The 24,107-nt window shown below is 33.5% G+C and carries 19 protein-coding genes and 1 tRNA gene; 9 read left to right on the plus strand and 11 right to left on the minus strand.

The window, feature by feature from the left end; all coding sequences use genetic code 11:
* Together E0F76_RS18250 and E0F76_RS18255 are read right to left on the minus strand one after the other, a co-directional pair.
* Positions 1 to 231 (minus strand): ISAon1 family transposase N-terminal region protein (locus tag E0F76_RS18250; protein WP_456236441.1); only part of this gene is annotated, 231 nt, incomplete at its 3' end.
* A 156-nt stretch (positions 232 to 387) separates the two neighbouring features.
* Positions 388 to 462 (minus strand) — tRNA-Val (locus tag E0F76_RS18255).
* Between the two features lie 170 nt (positions 463 to 632).
* Here E0F76_RS18255 and E0F76_RS18260 point away from each other — a divergent pair.
* Positions 633 to 2,420 carry an ABC transporter ATP-binding protein gene (locus tag E0F76_RS18260; protein ID WP_132009670.1) on the plus strand — a complete coding sequence of 596 codons (1,788 nt, stop codon included), beginning with the start codon at positions 633 to 635 and terminating at the stop codon, positions 2,418 to 2,420.
* A gap of 73 nt (positions 2,421 to 2,493) precedes the next feature.
* On the opposite strand, the gene E0F76_RS18265 is transcribed toward E0F76_RS18260, so the two are convergent.
* The 4 genes from E0F76_RS18265 to E0F76_RS18280 are packed head-to-tail and all read right to left on the minus strand — an operon-like array spanning position 2,494 to position 6,628.
* Positions 2,494 to 3,114 (minus strand): L-threonylcarbamoyladenylate synthase, encoded by a 621-nt coding sequence (locus tag E0F76_RS18265; protein ID WP_132009672.1) that lies wholly within the window; start codon positions 3,112 to 3,114, stop codon positions 2,494 to 2,496.
* Positions 3,111 to 3,458, minus strand: a complete 348-nt coding sequence (locus E0F76_RS18270) for a TfoX/Sxy family protein (protein ID WP_132009674.1) — start codon at positions 3,456 to 3,458, stop codon at positions 3,111 to 3,113. The genes E0F76_RS18265 and E0F76_RS18270 overlap by 4 nt, the downstream gene beginning before the upstream one ends.
* Positions 3,459 to 3,469: 11 nt before the next feature.
* A complete protein-coding gene (locus E0F76_RS18275) occupies positions 3,470 to 5,803 on the minus strand; it encodes an ATP-dependent helicase (protein ID WP_132009676.1) in 2,334 nt (777 codons plus the stop codon).
* Between the two features lie 57 nt (positions 5,804 to 5,860).
* Positions 5,861 to 6,628 carry a sulfite exporter TauE/SafE family protein gene (locus E0F76_RS18280; RefSeq protein WP_132009678.1) on the minus strand — a complete coding sequence of 256 codons (768 nt, stop codon included), beginning with the start codon at positions 6,626 to 6,628 and terminating at the stop codon, positions 5,861 to 5,863.
* Between the two features lie 88 nt (positions 6,629 to 6,716).
* Here E0F76_RS18280 and E0F76_RS18285 point away from each other — a divergent pair, with 88 nt between their 5' ends.
* Positions 6,717 to 7,238, plus strand: coding sequence for a DUF7935 family protein (locus E0F76_RS18285; protein ID WP_132009686.1), 522 nt, complete (start codon positions 6,717 to 6,719; stop codon positions 7,236 to 7,238).
* On the opposite strand, the gene E0F76_RS18290 is transcribed toward E0F76_RS18285, so the two are convergent.
* Genes E0F76_RS18290 through E0F76_RS18300 form a run of 3 tightly spaced genes read right to left on the minus strand, consistent with a single transcriptional unit; the run spans position 7,230 to position 9,398 of the window.
* The gene (locus tag E0F76_RS18290; RefSeq protein ID WP_132009688.1) at positions 7,230 to 8,135 is read right to left on the minus strand and encodes a patatin-like phospholipase family protein; all 906 of its coding nucleotides are present in this window, start codon (positions 8,133 to 8,135) and stop codon (positions 7,230 to 7,232) included. The genes E0F76_RS18285 and E0F76_RS18290 overlap by 9 nt on opposite strands.
* A 9-nt stretch (positions 8,136 to 8,144) precedes the next feature.
* Positions 8,145 to 8,693 (minus strand): DUF1697 domain-containing protein, encoded by a 549-nt coding sequence (locus tag E0F76_RS18295; RefSeq protein WP_132009690.1) that lies wholly within the window; start codon positions 8,691 to 8,693, stop codon positions 8,145 to 8,147.
* Positions 8,694 to 8,735: 42 nt separating this feature from the next.
* The gene (locus E0F76_RS18300) at positions 8,736 to 9,398 is read right to left on the minus strand and encodes a hypothetical protein (RefSeq protein ID WP_132009692.1); all 663 of its coding nucleotides are present in this window, start codon (positions 9,396 to 9,398) and stop codon (positions 8,736 to 8,738) included.
* 509 nt (positions 9,399 to 9,907) lie between these two features.
* Between E0F76_RS18300 and recG the strand changes: the two genes are divergently transcribed.
* The 6 genes from recG to E0F76_RS18330 all read left to right on the plus strand — a co-directional run bounded on the left by recG (position 9,908) and on the right by E0F76_RS18330 (position 19,255).
* Positions 9,908 to 12,013, plus strand: a complete 2,106-nt coding sequence (gene recG, locus E0F76_RS18305; protein ID WP_132009694.1) for an ATP-dependent DNA helicase RecG — start codon at positions 9,908 to 9,910, stop codon at positions 12,011 to 12,013.
* A 246-nt stretch (positions 12,014 to 12,259) separates the two neighbouring features.
* A complete protein-coding gene (locus E0F76_RS18310) occupies positions 12,260 to 13,318 on the plus strand; it encodes an efflux RND transporter periplasmic adaptor subunit (protein WP_132009696.1) in 1,059 nt (352 codons plus the stop codon).
* 80 nt (positions 13,319 to 13,398) lie between these two features.
* Positions 13,399 to 13,767: a four helix bundle protein gene (locus E0F76_RS18315; protein WP_132009698.1), complete on the plus strand. Its 369-nt coding sequence runs from the start codon at positions 13,399 to 13,401 to the stop codon at positions 13,765 to 13,767.
* 67 nt (positions 13,768 to 13,834) lie between these two features.
* On the plus strand, positions 13,835 to 16,942 hold the full coding sequence (locus E0F76_RS18320; RefSeq protein ID WP_132009700.1) for an efflux RND transporter permease subunit: 3,108 nt from the start codon (positions 13,835 to 13,837) through the stop codon (positions 16,940 to 16,942).
* 2 nt (positions 16,943 to 16,944) lie between these two features.
* Positions 16,945 to 18,255, plus strand: a complete 1,311-nt coding sequence (locus tag E0F76_RS18325; RefSeq protein WP_132009702.1) for a TolC family protein — start codon at positions 16,945 to 16,947, stop codon at positions 18,253 to 18,255.
* 76 nt (positions 18,256 to 18,331) lie between these two features.
* Complete coding sequence (locus E0F76_RS18330; protein ID WP_132009704.1) at positions 18,332 to 19,255, plus strand: AraC family transcriptional regulator; 924 nt, start codon at positions 18,332 to 18,334, stop codon at positions 19,253 to 19,255.
* 1 nt (position 19,256) lies between these two features.
* Here E0F76_RS18330 and E0F76_RS18335 read toward each other — a convergent pair whose 3' ends face one another.
* Both E0F76_RS18335 and E0F76_RS18340 read right to left on the minus strand, forming a co-directional pair.
* Positions 19,257 to 19,631, minus strand: coding sequence for a DUF779 domain-containing protein (locus tag E0F76_RS18335; protein WP_132009706.1), 375 nt, complete (start codon positions 19,629 to 19,631; stop codon positions 19,257 to 19,259).
* A 76-nt stretch (positions 19,632 to 19,707) separates the two neighbouring features.
* Complete coding sequence (locus E0F76_RS18340; protein WP_132009708.1) at positions 19,708 to 21,213, minus strand: aldehyde dehydrogenase family protein; 1,506 nt, start codon at positions 21,211 to 21,213, stop codon at positions 19,708 to 19,710.
* A 295-nt stretch (positions 21,214 to 21,508) separates the two neighbouring features.
* Here E0F76_RS18340 and pheT point away from each other — a divergent pair, with 295 nt between their 5' ends.
* Positions 21,509 to 23,929, plus strand: a complete 2,421-nt coding sequence (pheT, locus tag E0F76_RS18345; protein ID WP_132009710.1) for a phenylalanine--tRNA ligase subunit beta — start codon at positions 21,509 to 21,511, stop codon at positions 23,927 to 23,929.
* Positions 23,930 to 24,107 lie beyond the last annotated feature (178 nt).

Genomic DNA, 24,107 nt, shown 5'->3' on the forward strand with positions numbered 1-24,107 from the left:
GATGTGCAGATAAACCTGATGTCCACGAATAGGAAAGTCTTGAACAGTTATCTCATCAAAAAAACCTTTGGAGCTTAATTTAGCTTGACGATATTCTTTGGGTATAGAATTGATCTCTTTTAAATAAAGATGAAGAATTTCTTCCCCTTTTTTATAGGAAGTAAGTTCGAAATAATCAACAATAATTTCAGGTAATAACAATTTGAGAAGTTCAATAAAAGAGTCTTGCATTTCTATATAATTTTGAAATACAAATATCGAAATTTAATATTTCCCCACAACTTTTAGACTTGATCCGTCAAAATGGGATTGATCCTGAAATTGAAAAATGAATTTTTTCCACAAAAAAAAAGAGACAAGTCAGAAATTTTCTGTTTGTCTCTTTTGTGGGCGATGAGGGGTTCGAACCCCCGACCCCCTCGGTGTAAACGAGGTGCTCTGAACCAGCTGAGCTAATCGCCCTATTGCGGGTGCAAATATACACTTAGATATTGAATTTGCAAACAAAATCAGAAATATTTACTGTTTTTTTTTCTCTTCGGAAAAGTCAAGTCAATATTATGATGAAATAAAGCGTGATTCTTTTGTGATGATTCGCTATAATCATACATTTGCAAACAAAAAAAACGCAAATGGCTCGGTTCGTAGAAAATGATTTACCAAAATCTAAAATAACTAAAAGTTCGCTGTCTAAAGCAATACTTATTTTTAAATATGCCGGAAGTCATAAATGGAAATTTTATGTTGGATTACTATTTCTATTGTTTACAGGAGCAACCGCTTTGGCTTTTCCAAAACTTATGGGAATGTTGATTGACTGTGTAAAGAATAATAGTTACGATCAAGCCAATAATATCGCACTTATACTAGTCGTAATCTTGTTTTTGCAATCCATTTTTTCGTTTTTTAGATTGTACTTGTTTGTCAATTTTACGGAACATACCTTAGCCAACCTTCGACTTTCATTATACAGTAATTTGGTCAAATTGCCTATGTTGTTTTTTTCGCACAAGCGTGTGGGCGAATTGAATAGCCGAATTAGTGCCGATATTACTCAAATACAAGATACTTTAACTTCGACTATTGCGGAGTTTTTGAGACAGTTTATATTAATTATTGGAGGTGTTATCTTATTAGCAACCCAAAGTATCAAACTGACTTTATTAATGCTTTCAGTGGTGCCTCTTGTGGCAGTTGCGGCAGTAATATTTGGAAGATTCATTCGAAAATATTCTAAAAAAGTCCAAGATCAAGTTGCCGAAAGTCAAGTTATTGTCGAAGAAACGATGCAAGGAATCAGTATTGTTAAGGCTTTCGCCAATGAATGGTACGAAATTGCCCGATATGATGGAAAAATAAAAGAAGTGGTGAAATTAGCTATAAAAGGTGGAAAATACAGAGGTTATTTTGCTTCTTTTATCATCTTTTGCCTTTTTGGAGCTATTGTAGCTGTGGTTTGGTTTGGCGTTCGATTGAGTATTAGTGGCGAAATGAGTGTGGGACAATTGATCTCATTTGTATTGTATTCCACTTTTGTAGGCGCCTCTTTTGGAGGAATTGCGGAGCTTTATGCCCAAATTCAAAAAGCGATTGGTGCAACCGAACGTGTTTTTGAATTATTAGACGAAACACCTGAAAAAATTAACTCAACACAAAATTCTCATCCTGTTCAAAAAATAAAAGGAGAAGTAAGTTTCAAAAATGTAGCTTTCAGTTATCCTTCTAGAAAAGAAATGCAAGTATTGAAAGAAGTTAGTTTTGAAGCAAAGTTTGGTCAAAAAATTGCCATTGTAGGGCCGAGTGGTGCTGGAAAATCTACTATTGCTTCTTTACTGTTGCGTTTTTATGATATTGAAAGTGGCGAAATTTTAATCGACGGAAAAAACATCTACGATTATGATTTAGAAAATTTGCGTGGCAATATGAGCATAGTTCCTCAAGACGTGATTTTATTTGGTGGAACCATCAAAGAAAATATTGCTTACGGAAAACCCGATGCAACGAATGAAGAAATTATTTTGGCAGCCAAACAAGCCAATGCCTTACTTTTTATTGAAAGCTTTCCTGAAAAATTTGAAACTATGGTTGGAGAACGAGGAATTAAACTTTCGGGTGGACAACGACAACGCATTGCAATTGCGAGAGCCTTGCTCAAAAACCCAAGTATATTGATTCTTGACGAAGCTACGTCATCATTAGACAGTGAAAGCGAAAAACTGGTTCAGGAAGCCCTAGAAATTTTAATGGAGGGAAGAACAAGCATTATTATTGCGCATCGCCTTTCAACAATTCGTAGTGCCGATCAAATTTTGGTGATTGATAATGGTAGAGTTGCTGAAACAGGAAAACACCAAGATTTGATAATATTAGAAAACGGAATATACAAGAATCTAAGTAATTTACAATTTACCCATTCTTAAAGGAGAATTTAAAATACAACAAAAAAGGTCTCGATTTGCATCGAGACCTTTTCATTTTTTTGCTTAGAACAAATTAGAGAACATCTAAACTCCCCTTGCCTTCTCTTACTACTACTGGTTCATGATTTGACAAATCGATTATGGTAGAACCAATATTATCACCATAACCACCATCAATCACCATATCGACCAGGTTTTGCCATTTCTCGAAAATGAGTTCAGGGTCGGTGGTGTATTCAATTACTTCATCTTCATCCCGAATAGAAGTGGATACAATGGGATTTCCCAATTGACGTACAATTTCTAGGGCAATCGAATTATTCGGAATACGAATTCCCACGGTGGTTTTCTTTTTGAATTCTTTTGGTAAATTATTATTTCCAGGTAAAATAAAAGTGTACGGACCTGGTAAGGCTCTTTTTAATAACTTAAAAGTCGACGTGTCTACTTGCTTCACATAATCCGAAAGATTACTCAAATCATGACAAATAAAGGAAAAATTAGCTTTATCCAACTTCACTCCTTTAATTTTGGCAATGCGTTCCAAAGCTTTGGTATTCGTAATATCACATCCCAAACCATAAACAGTATCGGTTGGATATATTACCAAACCACCTTCTTTTAAAACCTTTACGACCTTGGCAATAGCCGCTTCGTTAGGTTTGTCTTCGTATATTTTTATAAATTGGCTCATTTTTTCTTTTTCGATTTTACAATTCCAAATTTGGAAAACTCCAAACCATAATCAATCCATTTATTTAAATCGGTTTCTTTTTTCAATCCTTCTGCTTCTATCAAAAGAAATCCTTTCATTGTTTTCCCAGTAAAATTCATTGGATGAACATGATTGCTTTCTATTAATACTTCGTATTCTGAATCCAAAACCCGAAGCATTACTTCTGCTTTCATAATTCCGACACACATTTTGTCGTTAATCATAAATGCATTTCCACCAAACATTTTCTTTTCTATAAAGCTACAATTTAATTCTATTAATCGCTTGTTTACACGTAATGATAATTCTTCGTTGTAAGCCATTTTAATAGTTTTTACCCAATCACATTCAACTTTGCGAAACGCAATAACAATTTCTTGATTCCACCAACTTCAAATTTGATTTCTGCTTTTTTGTCCGCGCCAACACCTTCCAAGTTGAGCACCTCCCCTTTACCGAAACGTTCGTGCATCACGATATTTCCTGCGACTAATTTATTGTCAAATAAATTGGCAGTACCCGATGTAGAATTAGTCGAAACAGGTTTTAACTTTCTAACATTAAAATCCGTTTTAGGTTCATTATTGGTACTGTTTTTTGGTGGAGCTCCAGCAATTGGTTTAGCCAAACGCAACTTCGATTTGTCAATATCTCCAAAAATATCACTATCAATCATTGGTTTGTAGCGATAATTACTTTCTTCTGGCGTAAGATATTCTAAATATTGTCCGTCGATTTCCTCGATAAATCGGGAAGGTTCACTATCGGTTAATTTTCCCCAACGGTAACGCGATTGTGCATAAGTCAAATACGCCTGATGCTCTGCACGAGTCAATGCCACATAAAATAATCGGCGTTCTTCCTCGAGTTCACTTCGGGTACTCATACTCATCGCACTTGGAAACAGATCTTCTTCCATTCCCACTACAAAAACGTGCGGAAATTCTAATCCTTTAGCCAAATGTATGGTCATTAGCGCTACACGATCTTCGTCACTGGTATCTTTATCCAAATCCGTTGCGAGAGCCACATCTTCCATAAACTCGGACAAAGCGCCACGAGCGCCATCTATTTCTCTTTGGCCTTCGGTAAAATCTTTGATACCATTCAGTAATTCTTCAATATTTTGGATTTTTGCCATTCCTTCCGGAGTCGCATCTTTTTTTAATTCTTGAACCAATCCAGTTTTTTTGGAAACGTGATCCGTAATATAAAAAGCATCTTGATTCTCGTTGATTACCTGAAAACTCTGAATCATCGTTACAAAATCAGATAGTTTTTGTTTGGTTCCAGAATTCAGTTTCAAGTCGATTTTATCAATATTCTGCATTACTTCAAAGATAGAACGCTTGTAATGATTGGCAGCTACTGTTAGTTTTTCAACGGTGGTATCCCCTATTCCACGGGCTGGATAATTAATAACACGAACTAAAGCCTCTTCGTCTTTAGGATTGATAACCAATCGCAAATAACACAACACATCTTTGATTTCTTTTCTTTGGTAAAAAGACAAACCTCCATAAATTCGGTATGGGATATCACGTTTTCTCAATGCGTCTTCCATAGCACGAGACTGTGCATTGGTGCGATACAAAATAGCAAAAGCACCATTATGCAATTGATTTTGCATTTTTTGCTCCCAAATCGTACTGGCTACAAAACGACCTTCTTCACTATCAGTCATAGAGCGATGCACTTTTATTTTGGGTCCAAAATCATTCGCCGTCCAAACAATTTTATCGAGTTTGGTTTGGTTCTTGTCAATTATAGTATTTGCAGCTTCCACAATATTTTTTGTAGAGCGGTAATTTTGTTCTAATCGAAAAGTTTTTACTCCTTCGTAATCTTTTTGAAAATTCAAGATGTTGTTGATGTTGGCGCCACGAAAGGCATAAATACTCTGTGCATCATCACCCACAACACATATATTTTGGAATTTATCCGATAAAGCGCGAACAATCAAATACTGAGAATGATTGGTATCTTGGTACTCATCGACCAAAATATATCGAAAACGGTTCTGATATTTAGCCAAAACTTCTGGAAAACGATTCAGTAATTCATTAGTTTTTAATAATAAATCATCAAAATCCATAGCGCCAGATTTGAAGCATTTCTCTACATAATTTTGATATATTTCACCTAAACGTGGCTTTTTGGCCATAGCATCAGATTCCTGCAATTCGGGATTGTTGAAATAGGCTTTTACAGTAATTAAGCTATTTTTATACGAAGAAATTCGACTTAGCACCTGTTTGGGTTTGTACACATCTCTGTCCAATTGCATTTCTTTGATAATCCCCGAAATACAACGCAAGGAATCTTGAGAATCATAAATCGTAAAATTTGATGGATAACCCAATTTATCAGCTTCTGAACGAAGAATTCGAGCAAAAACGGAGTGAAAAGTTCCCATCCAAAGATTTTTGGCTTCAGATGCGCCAACAATATCTGAGATACGTTTTTTCATTTCGCGAGCCGCCTTATTGGTAAACGTCAAGGACAGTATACTAAACGAATCCACTCCAAGACTCATCAAATAAGCAATCCGAATGGTTAACACACGCGTTTTACCAGAACCAGCACCAGCAATAATTATCATTGGGCCGTCTTTTTGGAGTACGGGTTCGCGTTGGGCTTCGTTAAGTTGATCGATGTATTTTTGCATAAAATTTTCTGTAATATGCAAAAATAAGGATTTATGAATTAAAAAAAGAGTGGTTTTCTATTTATAAAACACATCGTATCCAAATCGGATTAAGGTTCCAATAATAACCACCAAAAAGAAAATCCGAATGAAGTTATTTCCTCTGTTTATAGCTAATTTAGCTCCAATCCAACCACCAAACGCATTACAAATTGCCATTGGAATTGCGATTGCCCAAATAATTTTTCCTTTTAAAGCAAATAAACAGATTGAACCGAAATTAGTCGAAAGGTTTACCATTTTTGCATTGGCGGAAGCATGTAAAAAATCAAAACCCATCAAGGATATAAAGGCCAATACTAAAAAACTGCCAGTTCCTGGGCCGATGAAACCGTCGTAGAAACCTACTATAAAACTAATGAGAACGCCATATAAAACCTGAGTTCTGACAGAATGTGATTTGATAATTTGTTGCCCAAAATTTTTCTTGGCATAAGTATAAATAACTAATAATGATAGCACTACCAACAACAAAGGTTTCATAAAGTCATTGCTGACATAAGTTAATAAAGTAGAACCCAAGAATGCTGACGGAAAAGCCAAAACCATAATAATGATTAAAATTTTCCAATTCATATCCACCTTTTTCAAATATTGATAGGCTGCAAATGATGTTCCGCTAAAAGCAGGAATTTTCAATGTTCCAATAACCGTTGAAACAGAAAGATTGGGAAGCATAATCAATCCAACAGGCGTTTGTATCAATCCGCCTCCACCGACTATAGCATCAATAAATCCTGCTGCAAATGCGGCCAAACAAAGTACAATTATAATGTAAGATTCCATTTAAAATAAAATTTTCGCAAATGTACTCTTTATGTTTATTTGTTTATTCGTTAATTTGCCTTCAATAAATTTAAACATACGATTTAAAATGGATTCAACTCAAATTATAGCATTAATAAGTTACAGCTTACCAACACTAATAATTGCATTGATAGGCTATAATCTATTTGAGCAATACACTAAGAATGAGCGAGAAAAAAGACAGTATCTATTGCAAAGAGATACAAAAACTGATATTTTACCCTTACGATTACAAGCTTATGAACGCATGACATTGTTTATAGAGCGCATCAATCCTAGTCAATTATTGGTTCGTATCTCACCTATTTCAGAAAATAAAAATGATTATCAAAATTTTGTAATAGCGCAGATTGAGCAAGAATTTGAGCATAATTTAGCTCAACAAATTTATATTTCTGAAGAATGTTGGTCGGTAATAATCAAAGCTAAAAACGCAACAATTCAATCCATAATAGCAGCAACTTCAAAAGAAAACATCAGTGACGCTAATCAATTACGAGAATACATATTAAAAGAATTATCAGAAAAACAAGCTCCTACTAGCATCGCTTTATCGTATTTGAAAAATGAAGTAAGCCAATTATGGTAATAAAACTTCACTCATAATTACACTTTTTTTATGGGCGTATTTAAATCCTTCTTTCCACCAGTTTGTCATATCTTTTTTATTGAAGATAAGTGCGTTATTGGTCAATTTTATTGGCGTATAATATAAATTTAATTTGACATCTCTATTTCTGGCAATCAGTTTTCCAATAGTGATATTTTTCTTTTCAACTTGTCCTAAAGTGATTCTGAAAAGATCAATTAATAAAGATAATGGATTTTTCCCTACTACTTGTTTCGTTTTATTAGTCTCCGTTTCTAAAATAACAACATCAACCTCTGTGGCTCCTCGTTTTATTGCTTCTTGAATTGGAACTAAATTTGAAAAACCGCCATCACCATATTCGCATTCGTTTTTAGTAACAATACTCATAAATGGTACATAATTACCAGAAATCCAAACCCATTCGCAGAATTCGTCATAAGTACAATCTTTAATCGATTTGTATTCGGTTTCATTAGTTGAAATATTTGTAACCGTTACAACAACATCTAAATTAGACATTTTTAATTCATTAAATTCCGCAATCGTTAGGCTTGATTTTATCAATTTCAAAAGATTTTTGCTTTCGCCAAAAGTCCTTCTCTTAAACAAGAATTGTCTTAATATACTGAAATGATTGATAGTAACAATATCAATTCCCTTCTTATTTTTAATAACAAAAGGGTTTATGTTAAAAATTTTACCCATATCAACATTGGTATAAATATCATGAATTTCATCAATTTTCCCCAAAGCCAAATGCGAAATCAGTAAGCTTCCTGTAGAAGTTCCCAAAAACAAATCATATTTGTATCCTTTTTCTTTTATTAGATATTCCGCAACGCCTCCTGCAAAGGCGCCTTTACTTCCACCTCCAGAAATAACTAATGCTCTCATATAATATGTTTAATTTTTGTTTTCAAATATATTCAATAATTGGGTAATTGTGTTCCAATTTCGAATTGTTGCCGTTACATTTAGTTTTTTTTCAATATATTTCTGATCAAACCTTGTTTTTCCTGCTCCTACAGCGTATTTGATGTAAATTCGACTGGCATCAATACTGGCTTCATCAGGTTTGAATTGACTTATTTTTAAATCATTGATACTGTCACTTTTTAATTCTTTTGAGATAAAGGCAACATATAGTTTTTTTGTGTCAACTTCCTTTTCTTTCAAAAATGGGTTGTTTGCAAAACAAACTTCTAAATCGGTTTTGCCAATAACAACTACGGGAACTTCATGGCCAAAAGCCTTGAAAATTTCTTGTTTGATTTTGAAACCTACCGAAGCAGCATTTTCTTCAGTACAATCTACAAAAACATTACCCGATTGAATGTAAGTTTGCACATTTTCGAAACCAACAGCTTCAAGAGTAGTTTTTAAAACCTCCATTTTCATCATATTGTGTCCAGAAACATTGATGCCACGAAGTAGTGCGAGATGAGTTGTCATTTTATAAATAATTTTAAATATTCAAATATACCTTTTCTAATTTTAATTAAACTGCGTTGGTTCTTTCAAATATTTTTTCTTTTCTGATCGAGTGAATTCTCCTAAAAATTCTTTTTCACTACAAACCGAAGTATATTCTTTATTTGACACTAATTTTTCCACTCCGTTTTCTGTCACAAAATAAGGAGTTACATATCCGAATTTACTTTTGTAATTCTGCATCGTTTGTTTTTCTAAAGATTTAAAATCACAATCAAACAAAAATGAAATAGAAACATCTGCTCTATAATTATTTGAATTAAATTGTTCAATAATACCTAATTCTGTTTGAGGATAAACTGTTTGACCTAGTTTTACAAATATTCCATCATTTTTGAATCCTTTATAAATTGCGAGTGTTCCATCAGAATGTTCTACAGTTATAGCATTCCTTTTACTCGAATACACCATCGCTAAAGAAGAATTTTCATATTGATTAACAACTTTAACTACAATTCCCTTTCTCATACAACAAATCGTATCGGCTGTTTTAGAATTTATAACATAAGATTTCCAATTTTTAGGCCTTTCTTGGTCAAAATACTTTTCACCTAAATAGGAAGCTTCTGCAATTTTATGCTTGTTCCCTTTTTTAAAAGGCAAAACGTAATGAAATAAACTATCTACTTTCGGATTGGGTTCTCCAATAATTGTATAATACTTCAAAGAATAACCAATATATTTTTTTTCATCTGACGGCTTAAGTGTGAGTAAATTACCTGAATAGCCTTTTATTACTGTTTATAATTTGTTACATCACAATTGGTAACATTCGAAAAATCTAAATATATATATAAACTACCTGGCATATTTTTTTCGTAATTTAAGATAATACTATGATCACTTTCACTAGAATTAACACCTCTTTCAATTGTTACTTTTGAATCTTGAGCAAATACGTTTGAATTAAATACTATTAATAGTAGAAGTGCTATTAAATTAAAAATTTTATATTTCATTTGATTTAAGGTAGTTTGTTATTTATTTGATTTTTGAAAATACTTTATCAAATATATCTCTTTTCTTACATCTTTTCAAGTTTTCTCATTTCCTATTTTCAAAACAAAAAACTATCTTCGCTTTTAGAAAGAAAAACGTTCCTAGAATAACGAAAATAGATTAAAATAGCTATTTCTTATACTCTAAAGTCTGCAATCTAAAATCTAAATTTAGTAATGGCCAATCTCTTAGAAACTCCCATCGAATACCTCAAAGGCGTTGGACCAAACCGTGGCACATTGTTACGCAAGGAATTGGGAATTCATAAGTACGGACATTTACTCAATTTTTTTCCCAATCGGTATATCGACCGAACCCGTTATTATAAGATTAACGAACTACAAAATAATGTTGCCGAAGTTCAAATTATTGGCAAAATCATCAATGTCAAAACCGTTGCCTTTGGCAAAAACCAAAAAAGATTGGTTGCCACTTTTGTGGATGATACTGGGCAAATGGAACTCGTTTGGTTTCAAGGTCACAAATGGATTCGAGAGAGTTTGAAACTCAATGAAATGTGTGTCATTTTCGGGAAATGTACTTCATTTGGGAACACTTTTAATATGGCGCATCCCGAAATCGAATTGATGACCGAACACGAACAAAGTTTACGTTCGGCGATGCAGCCTGTTTATCCATCAACCGAAACCTTGGCCAATCGTGGCATTTCAAATCGGGTGATCAACAAAATGATGCAGCAATTATTTCTGGAAACACAAGCGCAATTTGCTGAAACCTTACCCGAATATTTGACTGCCGAATTAAAATTGATACCAAAAAATGCCGCCTTATTCAACATACATTTTCCTAAAAGCGTCGAAGCTTTGGCGAAAGCCCAATACCGATTAAAATTCGAAGAATTGTTCTATATTCAATTGCAATTAATCACAAAAAACCTCATTCGGAAACATAAAATAAAAGGGCATCCCTTTACAAAAGTGGGCGACTATTTCAATGATTTTTTTAAAAATCACTTGCCTTTTGAATTGACAAATGCTCAAAAAAGAGTGATTAAGGAAATCCGCATCGACATGGGAAGCAATGCCCAAATGAATCGGTTATTACAAGGTGATGTAGGTTCTGGAAAAACAATTGTAGCATTAATGAGCATGCTTATTGCGTTGGATAATGGTTTTCAGTCTTGCTTAATGGCGCCAACAGAAATCTTGGCCAATCAACATTATAATGGTTTATCAGAGTTGGCCAAAGAACTGAATATCAACATCCGAATACTCACTGGTTCAACCAAAATTGCAGCTCGAAGAATCATTCATGAAGAACTCGAAAATGGAACTTTACATATTTTAATTGGCACACATGCATTATTGGAAGACAAGGTAAAATTCCAAAATTTAGGCTTGGCAGTGATTGACGAACAACATCGTTTTGGAGTAGAACAACGTTCTAAGCTTTGGAAGAAAAATGAAATTCCACCGCATATTCTTGTAATGACCGCCACTCCTATTCCGCGAACATTGGCTATGAGTTTGTATGGTGACTTAGACATTTCGGTAATTGATGAATTGCCTCCAGGACGTAAACCCATTCAAACTGTACATCGTTTTGACAGCAACCGCTTGAAAGTTTGGAAATTTATTCGGGATGAAATTGCCATTGGTAGACAAATTTATATCGTTTATCCATTAATTCAAGAGTCAGAAAAAATGGATTACAAAGATTTGATGGACGGTTACGAAAGTATCTCTCGTGATTTTCCATTGCCTGAGTATTCCATTTCCATCCTTCACGGCAAAATGAAACCGGCAGATAAACATACCGAAATGAAGCGGTTTTCAGAAGGGAAAACCAATATAATGGTCGCTACAACAGTAATTGAAGTGGGTGTTAACATTCCAAATGCCAGTGTAATGATAATCGAAAGTGCAGAACGTTTTGGACTGTCTCAGCTTCATCAATTGCGTGGTCGTGTAGGTCGTGGAGCCGAGCAAAGTTATTGTATACTGATGACGAGCCACAAATTAAGTGCCGACAGTAAAACCCGAATGGAAACCATGGTCAAAACGAATGATGGTTTCGAAATTGCCGAAGTAGATCTCAAGCTTCGTGGTCCAGGTGATTTGATGGGAACCCAACAAAGTGGTGTTTTGAATCTGCAGATTGCCGATATTGTTCGGGATCGCGATATTTTAATTTTGGCACGGAATTATGCCCTGAAAATATTAAAAGACGATGCATCAATGCAAAAAACAGAAAATACCATTTTAAGAGCAACTTATATTGAATTGAATAAAAAGAAAAATATTTGGAACTACATAAGCTAAAGTGTTATTTTACAATGTTTTAATTTAAATACAAATAAATGCTAAACTTTTTTTTTAAACATATTAAACCTTTTTATTTAATTTTGGTCTTATTAAGTTATTCTTAGTTTTTCTATAGTAAGTTGTATTTAATATGTTGGTAAATTATCATAAAAACACTTTTATTAAGAATTCTAAACCTTAATTTTGTTTTTTTTTAAAAAATTCAAAAATTCTCAATTAATCTCATTTTTCTAAAAAATAGTTATGAAACTAAAACAAGTAGTTTTTATCCTTGTAATAATCGGATTTGGTGTTTTTATTGGCTATCGAATTATTTCCAATAAAGCAAAAAACAACGATTCTAAAGACAAAGGCGGAAAAGAAAAAGTATTAAACGTAGAAGGAATTGTCCTTAAAGAAGTAACTTTTGACAACTCGATATCCCTTTCAGGTACTATAGAAGCCAACGAACAGGTAGAAATTCGATCTGAAGTTTCCGGAATTGTTGAAGGAATCTATTTTAACGAAGGAAGTACCGTTTCAAAAGGACAATTGCTTTTTAAAGTAAATGATTTGGAGTTAAGAGCACAATTAGGTCAAGCAACAACCAAAGAAAATCTAGCCTCAGAAAACGAAAGAAGAGCCAAACTACTACTTACAAAAGAAGCGATAAGTCAAGAGGAATTTGATATTGCCAAAGCCGATTTAAAATTGGCGCAAGCCCAAACCCAGCTCATCAAAGCTCAAATTGCTAAAACAAGTGTTCGCGCTCCTTTTTCTGGAAAAATTGGTCTTCGTTCTATTTCGACAGGAACTTATATTACACCAAGTATTCTAGTGGCTAAATTAGTCAACATTGAAAAATTAAAAATTACTTTTTCTATTCCAGAGAAATATGTGAGCCAATTAAAACCAAATTCCAATTTGAGTTTTACTGTTGCTGGGTCAAATGAAAAGTACCATGCAAAAATCTATGCGATCGAACCCGAAGTCGCTATTGCCACCCGAACTTTACAAATTCGAGCAATAACAGAAAACAAATCGGGAAAATTATTTCCTGGCACTTTTGCCAATGTAGAATTACCTTTAAATATAATAAAAGATGCAATTATTGTTCCTACAGAAGCAATAGTTCCGATTCAAAACGGCAAAAAAGTTTTCATTTCCGTTGGCGGAAAAGCCAAAGAAATTATGGTAGAAACCACCACTCGAACAGACGCTTCGGTTTTAGTTTTATCAGGTTTAAATGAAGGAGATACACTTATAACAAGTGGCGTAATGAGTTTGAAAAATGAGGCAGCAGTAAAAGTGAAAATAAAATAAATATACGATATTCGATTTTGGATATTCGATTTTGAATAATAGATTATTGAATTTTTTAAAAGAACCTTAAATTGTTTGAAATGAAAGAAATAATGCTAAAAAGAACAAAAAAGTTCGCCATCGATTGTTGGATACTCTGTAGTAAACTACCAAAATCTAGAGAATATAATGCTTATGTTAATCAACTTATTCGATGTTCAAGTTCTGTAGGTGCAAATTACAGAGCTTCTCAAAGAGCAAAATCAGCGGCCGATTTCATTAATAAATTAAAAATTGTTGAAGAAGAAGCTGATGAAAGTCATTTTTTTCTTGAATTACTTTTAGAGATAACAACCATAGAAAAACTGAATCTAAATTCAAACATTGAAATACTTATAAAAGAAGCAAATGAATTAGTTGCAATCATAGTATCATCAATTAAAACGGCAAGAATAAATTGCGCCAATTAAAAATTCAACGTATTGTATTTCCTAAATATAATATCGTACATCCAATATCCTAAATAGTATATCAAAAATGAGTTTATCCACAATAAGTATAAGAAGACCTGTACTAACAATAGTATTAAATTTATTGATTATTCTGTTTGGGATAATTGGTTATACTTTTTTAGGTGTTCGAGAATTTCCTTCTATTGATCCAGCCCAGATTTCAGTTCGTACCAATTATACCGGTGCTAATGCCGACATTATTGAATCGCAAATTACCGAACCTCTCGAAAAAGCCATAAACGCAATTGATGGAATAAAGAATATTACCTCTTCAAGTAATCAAGGGAGTAGCTCTATTACAATCGAATTTAATCTAGACAAAGATTTAGAAACCGCCGCAAACGATGTTCGAGATAAAGTTTCTCAAGCTGTTCGAAATTTACCCCAGGATATTGACTCCCAACCTATTGTTTCTAAAGCAGATGCTAATAGCGACGCAATTATTTCGATGACCGTTCAAAGCGATACTCGAAGTGCTTTAGAATTAAGCGATTTTGCCGAAAATATCATAGGACAAAGACTAGAAACTATTCCTGGAGTGAGTGGAATTCAAATTTGGGGACAAAAAAAATACGCTATGCGTTTGTGGATAAATCCAGAAAAATTAGCTTCATATGGTATTACCGTTGCCGAGGTTAAAACGGCATTAAACAAGCAAAATGTAGAATTACCCTCAGGAAAAATTACAGGAAACAATACAGAATTAACGGTAAAAACGGTTGGAAATTTGACCACAGCCGACGAATTTAACAACATCATTATCAGAACAGTTGGTGATAAAACGGTACGATTCAGTGATATTGGAAGCGCAAATCTTGATGCATCAAACATTGAAACCCAATTGACTCAATCAGGAACGCCCATGGTTGCCGTTGCAATAGTTCCACTTCCTGGTGCCAATTATCTCGATATTTCGAAAGCATTTTATAAAGAATTTGCCAAACTAAAAAAAGACTTACCAAAGGATGTAAAACTAAATATTGCTATTGACAATACTATTTTTGTAAAAAGATCAGTATTGGAAGTAGCAGAAACCTTAGGAGTATCTTTAATTCTGGTAATTTTAATTATTTACCTGTTTTTTAGAGACTGGGCCATAGCATTCCGACCGTTAATTGATATTCCAGTTTCCTTAATCGCAACCTTTTTTATCATGTGGCTTTTCGGATTTTCGATAAATGTATTGACCTTATTAGCTATTGTATTAGCCACAGGACTCGTCGTCGATGATGGAATTGTTGTAACTGAAAACATTTTCAAAAAAGTCGAAGAAGGTATGACACCTATAGAAGCAGCAATTAAGGGATCGAATGAAATCTTTTTTGCGGTGATTTCTATTTCTGTCACCTTGGCTGCTGTATTTTTACCTGTAATTTTTCTTGAAGGATTTGTTGGTCGACTGTTTCGGGAGTTTGGTGTCGTCATTGGTGCGGCAGTTTTAGTTTCCGCCTTTGTATCCTTGACATTAACACCAATGTTGAATGCCTATTTGATGAAAGGTGGCGAGCAAACAAAATCCAATTTTTACCTTAAAACGGAACCTTATTTTCAAAAATTAAACGCTGGATACTCACACTATTTACACCGTTTTATGGCTAAGAAATGGATTAGTTTTCCAATTATAATAGTGTGTTTTGGAATGATTTATATGTTTTTTAGTATTCTTCAAAAAGAAACAGCTCCATTAGATGATCGAAGCGGATTTGTGATGCGGATGAATACTCCAGAAGGTGCAACCTATGAATATACCGATAGATTCATGCAGGAAATCTCAAAATTAGTTGATGATTCAATTCCAGAAAAACAAGTGAGTTTAGTGGTTACATCTCCTGGATTTAGTGGTGCAGGTGCCGTAAATAGTGGTTTTATTAGAATATCTTTGAAAACTCCAAAAGAAAGAAAACGTTCTCAAATGGATATTGCGGATCAAATGACAAAGTTGACAAAAAAATATCCTGATGTAAAAACAGCTGTAATTCAACAACCTACTATTTCAGTGAGTCGTCGCGGTGGTTTGCCAATTCAGTATATTATTCAAGCGCCTAATTTTGAGAAATTACAAGAAAAAATCCCATTATTTATGGATGAAGCGAATAAAAACGAAACCTTTGCTACCACCGATGTGAACTTAAAATTCAATAAACCCGAAATAAATGTAACAATTGACCGAGATAAAGCCGAAAGTTTAGGGATTTCAGTAATCGATATTGCCCAGACTTTACAACTATCTTTGAGTGGACAACGTTTTGGTTATTTTATCAAAAACGGAAGACAATATGAAGTAATTGGTCAATTCGAACAAAAAGACCGTTCAAAACCTATGGATTTAACTTCGATGTATGTCAAAAACAATAAAGGGGAATTGATACAAATGGATAATGTGGTCAAAATTGATGAAAAAAGCAATCCCCCACAATTGTATCATAACAACCGCTATATGTCGGCAACGGTTTCTGCGGCTCTTGCCCCAGGGAAAAGTATTGGAGATGGAATTAATGCCATGAACGAAATTAAAGCCAAAGTATTAGATGATTCTTTTACAACCGATTTGGGTGGTGAATCCAGAGATTTTATTGAGAGTGGTTCCAATACTTCCTTTGCCTTTGGATTGGCTTTGTTATTGATATTTTTAATTCTTGCCGCCCAATTCGAGAGTTTTGTCGATCCCTTTATAATCATTTTAACGGTGCCAATGGCTGTCGCCGGAGCCCTATTCTCCTTGTGGTTGTTTGATCAGACTTGGAACATCTTTAGCCAAATTGGAACCATAATGCTAATTGGTTTAGTAACCAAGAATGGTATTTTGATTGTCGAATTTGCCAACCAATTACGGGAACAAGGAAAATCTAAAATCGATGCCATTATGGAGGCTTCCGAAGCTCGATTGAGACCTATTTTGATGACTAGTCTGGCCATTGCATTAGGCGCTTTACCAATTGCTTTGTCATTAGGTGAAGCCTCTAAAAGTAGAATTGGAATGGGAGTTGTAATTGTAGGAGGTACCATATTCTCCTTAATATTGACCTTATTTATAATTCCGGCCTTGTATTTAATGTGGTCTAAAAAAAGAAAACATTATCCCGAATTTGATCATATCGAAGAATATGAACGAGAAATAAAACAAAACCACTAATTATGAATTCAAAAAAAAGATACCTTTTATTATTTTTAGTGTTATTTTCAGTACTTCATCTGCAAGCACAAGAAATTTTAACGATCGAAAATGCCACCAAAATAGCATTAGAAAATAATTTTGAAATAAAAATCGCTTCCAATAATGCCAAAATTGGTGAAAACAACAACACAATTGGAAACACAGGCATGCTTCCTATAGTGACTGCTTCTGTAGTAGATAATAATAGCATTCAAAATACCTCACAAACGCGCCAAGACGATTCCACTGTTTCTTTGAACAATGCCAAAAATAATAGTTTAAATTATGGTGTTGGCCTTGGATGGACTGTATTTGATGGATTGAAAATGTTTGCAAAAGCCGACCAATTAAAAGCATTACAAAAATTGGGAGAGGCGCAGTTGAAAAAAACCATCTTAATCAAACTGGGACAAGTAAGTCTGAATTATTATGATTTGGTGCAACAACAACAGCAATTGACCGCTTTAGATTCGAGTATCGTTATTTCGAAACAAAGATTGGAATTAGCAAAAAATCGTTATACAATAGGGAAAGCTTCAAAACTAGAAGTATTAAATGCGCAAGTGGATTTGAATACTGATCAAGTTGCATTGTTACGTCAAAAAGAATCTTATGCCAATACTAAAATTGCTTTGAATCAGATATTAGCTCGAGATTCAAAAACACCATTTGAAGTGGCAGATGAAATAATGGTAGATGAAAAATTGATTTACAGTGATTTATTAGATTTAGCACAAAAACAAAACCCTGAATTAGAAGCACAAATAATAAACAATCGCATTGCCGAATTAGAACTTAAAAAAGTAAAATCAGATCGTTATCCTACAATATCGTTAACTTCAGCTTATAATTTTGCCGATAGCCAATCGAGTTTAGGATTTACAAAACAATCGAATTCTCGAGGTTTAAATTATGGTTTTACAGCTAGCATGAATATTTTTGACGGTTTCAATCAAAATAGAAATGAAAAAAACGCCCAAATTGAAGTGGAAAACAGTAAAATTTTTTTAGACCAACAAAATACAATTTTGACCGCTCAATTAGCAATTTCATTTCAAACCTACTTAACGAATCTTGAGTTAATTAATTTAGAAGCAAATAATGAAACAATTGCAAAACAAAATCTAGAAATCACTCTTGATAAATTTCATATTGGAACTATAACTTCACTGGAGTTTAGAACCGCACAATTGAATTATATCAATGCAAAAGTGCGTTATAGCGATGCCCAATTTCAAGCCAAACTTTCTGAAATTGCTTTAAAAGAATTGGCTGGGAATATTAGTTTTTGAAATCTTTCGTAAGAAATTGTGATTATCACGATTATTTTCAATAGATTTAAATTTACTTAGTAAAATAGTTTAATTTATGAATAATAATCGGACATTTATCAATCCTCCAAATTTAACTAACGAGAAATCGTTAAAAACATTAGTGGAAAACAGATCGGTATATTCCTTAAATCATTGTGAACTCAATCTATTTGAAACCTATGAATCTTCAGTACTTGTTCCATTAAAATTTAATGATTTAGTAGTAACTAGCATGTTAAGAGGCAAGAAAGTAATGCATCTTTTTGATGATCCTGGTTTTGATTATTTACCCGGAGAAACCGTTGTGATTCCTTCGAATGTTGAAATGAAAATCGATTTTCCAGAAGCTTCAATAAAAAATCCTACACAATGTTTGGCATTAGCAATAGACCAAACAAAAATTAGCGATACATTACAATTTTTGAATGAAAGATATCCAAAAGATGGAAAAGACCAATTTTGGCAATTGAATTATCAAAATTATTTTTTTTATAATAATGTGGAATTGGCGACAACCATCAACAAATTGATAAAAGAATGTATGAGTACCTCTATTACCAAAGATGTATTGGCTGATTTGACTTTGCAAGAATTATTGATTCGAATTATTCAAACACAATCGGCAAAAGCAATTGACGATGGCGTATTTACCGACCCAAAAAATCCTATTTTTCATGTGGTAGAATTCATTCGGTTGAATTTGAACGAAAATATAAATTTGAAACATTTGAGTGAAAAAGTAGGTATGAGTACGGCTTCATTTTATAGACTTTTCAAAAGAGAATTAGGTATGAGTCCTCTTGAATTTGTAATTAACGAGAAAATAAGATGTGCCAAGCAATTACTCAAAAATCCTACGATACAAATCAATGAAGTCTGTTATTTATCTGGTTTTGAAGATTCCAATTATTTCATTCGATTGTTCAAAAAACACGAAGGAATTACACCAAAACAATATCAATTGTTGTACGTAAATTAGATTATTCAATGTATTTAACAGGCTCAAGCAATTGCTCCTCCTCTGGTGTGAAAATTCGGTATTCAATTTGAAATGTTTTTTTCAAAGGGGTTTCTAGCGAAAATCCACCTGCTCCAAAAGCATCGATTACGTCCAAAGTAAAATGGGTATGTTTCCAATATTCGAATAAATCCTTGTCAACCCAAAATTCGGTATTTTCGATTGTACCAATGCAAACATCACCTAATCTTTGATAGAATCCTCCTTTTTCAAAACATTGCGGCTGTGTTCCCTCACAACATCCTCCGGCTTGATAAAACATCAAATCGCCGTGTTTTTCCTGCAATATTTTAATTAATTCTATTGCTTTTGCTGTAGCACCAATTCTTTTTATCATTTTTTTATAATTTTAAAAAAACCTGACAAATTAAGCAATCTGTCAGGTTTAAAATTAACGAAATATCAACTGATTTCTAAAAGAAACCCAATTTCTTTTTGTCATAAGAAATCAACATATTTTTGGTTTGACGATAATGTCCAAGCATCATTTTATGATTTTCACGACCAATTCCTGATTGCTTGTATCCTCCAAAAGGTGCGCCAGCAGGATAAGAATGATATTGATTAATCCAAACACGACCTGCTTGAATAGCTCTTGGAACCTGATAAATTTCGTGCGCATCACGAGTCCAAACTCCAGCTCCTAAACCATACATGGTGTCATTTGCTATTGCAATTGCTTCTTCGGTAGTTTTAAAAGTGGTTACCGCTAATACTGGCCCAAAGATTTCTTCTTGGAAAATACGCATTTTATTATTCCCTTTGAAAAGAGTTGGTTTGATATAATAACCGCCTGAAAGATCCCCTTCCATATGGTTTTCTGCACCACCAATTAACAATTCCGCACCTTCTTCCTTGCCTAATTTAATATAAGACAGTATTTTTTCTTTTTGAACCAATGAAGTCTGCGCTCCCATCATAGTGCTTCTGTCTAATGGATTTCCCATTTTGATAGCCGCTGTTCTTTCAAGTATTCTTGCAATGAATTTTTCATAAATATCTTCGTGAATTAATAACCGAGAAGGACAAGTACAAATTTCTCCTTGATTTAAAGCAAATAATACAGCGCCTTCAATAGCTTTATCAAAGAAATCATCATCAGCATCACCAACAGATTTCATAAAAATATTTGGAGATTTTCCTCCCAATTCTAATGTGACTGGAATAATATTTTCAGTAGCATATTGCATCACTAAACGACCCGTTGGAGTAGATCCAGTAAATGCCGCTTTTGATACTTTTTTGTTGGTTACCAAAGCTCTTCCAAGTTCTGCTCCAAAACCATTCACAATATTTATAACCCCAGGAGGAAGTATATCTCCAATCAATTCCATTAAAACTAAAATAGAAATCGGAGTACTTTCTGCTGGTTTTAAAACGACTGTATTTCCTGCAGCCAATGCTGGAGCCAGTTTCCATACTGCCATTAAAATTGGAAAATTCCAAGGAATAATTTGAGCAATTACACCTAATGGTTCACTTAGTGCAATAGAAACCGTTTGATGATCTAATTCTGCAATTGAACTTTCCTCAGCACGAATTACACCAGCAAAATACCTAAAATGGTCAATTGCCAATGGAATATCCGCAGCTAAGGTTTCCCGAATTGCTTTTCCATTATCTATGGTTTCAACAGTAGCTATATATTCAAGATTATCTTCAATAACTTGTGCAATTCTGTTCAATAAATTACTTCGCTCTGTCACAGATGTTTTTCCCCAGGTTTGAAAAGCTTCATAAGCCGCATCAACAGCCAAATCAATGTCAACTTTAGTTGAATGAGCCGCCCTAGTAAATACTTTTCCATCAATAGGAGAAACAACATCAAAATATTGTCCTCCGATTGGTGCAACAAATTTTCCTCCTATGTAATTATTGTACGTTGCCTTAAATTCAGGTCTTTTTACTATGTTGTCCATGTTTTTATAAATTTTGTTTTTTCAAAAATAGTCTCATTCAATTCAATACAATAGCACAATTCATTCAAATAGTAGCATAAAATTTTACTTTGTATTTATTTATAGCTATTAAATGAAATATTATATAATTATTAATAAATTATATTAAATAATTCCTATTTACAAACAATTATTTTTTTTCGATATTCAAAAATAAAAAACCAAATAAATAGTTTCTTTCTACAAACAGCAATCCTTATATTTGCATCCGAGACCGCAAGTCAAACTGACTAAGTAATATTATTTAAAATTTCAAATGAAAATATCGTACAACTGGTTAAAACAGTTCATAAAAATAGACTGGAAATCCGAAGAGACCGCTGCCCTATTGACCGATTTAGGTCTTGAAGTTGAAATGGTCGATAAATACCAATCTGTAAAAGGTGGTCTTGAAGGTATTATTGTGGGTCACGTTCTTACCTGTGTTCAACATCCTGATGCCGACAGATTAAAAGTGACAACAGTAGATTTAGGTCATGGAATTCCATTACAAATTGTTTGTGGAGCGAGTAACGTAGCGGCTGGTCAAAAAGTATTAGTGGCCACTATAGGCACTACTTTGTATGATGCAGCAGGAGAATCTTTTCAAATAAAAAAAGGAAAAATTCGCGGACAGGAAAGCCTCGGTATGATTTGCGCCGAAGATGAATTAGGTCTTGGAACAAGCCATGAAGGTATTATGGTTCTGGACAATTCAGTTCTCGCAGGAGTAAAAGCATCTAGTCTTTTTAATATTGAAAACGATGAAGTTTTTGAAATCGGATTAACTCCCAATCGTGCTGATGCCATGAGCCATTTAGGAACTGCCCGTGATTTAAGAGCTGGTTTAATGCAAACAGGTTTAAATGTTGAATTCATTACACCGTCTGTAAGTAATTTTAGAGTAGACAAACGTATTTTAAAAATTGACGTTGCTGTAATTGAAGCTAAATTAGCTCCTAGATATTGTGGTGTTACCATTTCTGGGATTACTATTAAACCTTCTCCAAGATGGTTACAAGACCGACTAAAAGCAATTGGAATTAATCCAAAAAACAACATTATTGATGTTACTAATTATGTTTTACATGAGTTAGGACAACCGCTACATGCTTTTGATGCTGCTAAAATACATGGTAAAATCACAGTAAAAACACTCCCTGCTGGGACAAAGTTCACCACTCTAGATGATATCGAAAGAACTTTGCATGAAGAGGATTTAATGATTTGTGATGAAAACGAACCACTTTGTATAGCAGGTGTTTTTGGTGGTAAAAAATCAGGGGTTACTGAAAAAACAACCTCAATATTCTTAGAAAGTGCCTATTTTAATCCAGTAAGTATTCGAAAAAGTGCTAAAAGACATCAATTAAACACTGATGCTTCTTTTAGATTTGAAAGAGGAATTGATCCAACAATAACAGCTTATGCCCTGAAAAGAGCCGCTTTATTAATTCAAGAAGTTTCTGGAGGCGAAATCACCTCGGATATTGTTGACATCTATCCAAAGAAAATTGAAGATTTTCCAGTGGTTTTGAACTTTAATAACGTAAAGAAAATTATTGGCCAAGAACTTCCAAAGGAAATCATCAAGAATATTCTTGCCTCATTAGAAATAAAAATAAATAGTGTTTCCGATGCTGGTTTGGGATTAGTGATTCCTGCTTATCGTGTAGATGTTCAAAGAGAAATAGACGTTATCGAAGAAATCCTTCGAGTATATGGATACAACAATATTAAATTTTCGGATAAATTAAATGCTACGGTTTCCATTTCTCCAAGAACTGAAGATTACAAGGTTCAAAATGTAATTGCATCTCAATTGAATTCTCAAGGATTCAATGAAATGATGGCCAATTCGTTGACTACAGCATCTTATATTCAATTGTCCGAAGACTTAAAAGAAGATCATAATGTCATTATGTTAAATCCTTTAAGTAATGATTTAGCAGCCATGAGACAATCCTTATTGTTTTCCGGTTTAGAAGCTTTATCCTATAACATTAATCGTAGAAATTCAGATTTGAAATTTTTTGAATTTGGAAAAACCTATCATAAATACCTTGCTGGTTTCGAAGAACACAAACATTTAACCCTATTTATAACTGGAAATCGAAATCAAGAAAGTTGGACAAATACACAAAAACCATCTGATTTCTTTTTATTCAAAGGATATGTAAATGGAGTACTTTCGAGATTAGGAATTCAAAAAACACAAAATTTACCAATGACTTCCGATGTGTTTTCAGAAGGAATTGCGATAGGATTTGGAAATGATATTTTGGTAGAATATGGTGTGGTGAAAAAATCGATTTTAAAACATTTCGATATCAAGCAAGAAGTTTTATTTGCTGATTTCAATTGGGATTTGATTTTAAAATTTCTTTCCAATAAAATCAAATTCACTGAAATCCCCAAATATCCTGAAGTTCGCAGAGATTTATCTTTATTATTAGATGATAGCGTGTCTTTCGATACCATTTATAATATTGCCAGACAAACCGAGAAATCCCTTCTAAAAGACATTAATTTGTTTGATGTTTACCAAGGGAATAATCTTCCGGAAGGAAAGAAATCGTATGCAGTTAGTTTCACCATTCAAGACAACACAAAAACCTTGACCGACGTTCAAATTGACAAAATTATGGGCAAGTTGCAAAAGAATTTCGAAACGGAATTGGGCGCCAGTTTGAGGTAGTATTATTAGCTTTATATTTAAGTTGGTCTTTTGCTAAATAAAAAATATCTTTAAAATATATTTATCCCAAATCTGAATTGAATTCAGATTTGGGATTTTTTTGCTTAACTTATTAAATCGATATAACATTTTTCTACATTTTTTTGGATCTGCACACTTTACTCAACAAATAAAAAGA

Source organism: Flavobacterium cellulosilyticum, assembly GCF_004349355.1.
Taxonomy (GTDB): domain Bacteria; phylum Bacteroidota; class Bacteroidia; order Flavobacteriales; family Flavobacteriaceae; genus Flavobacterium; species Flavobacterium cellulosilyticum.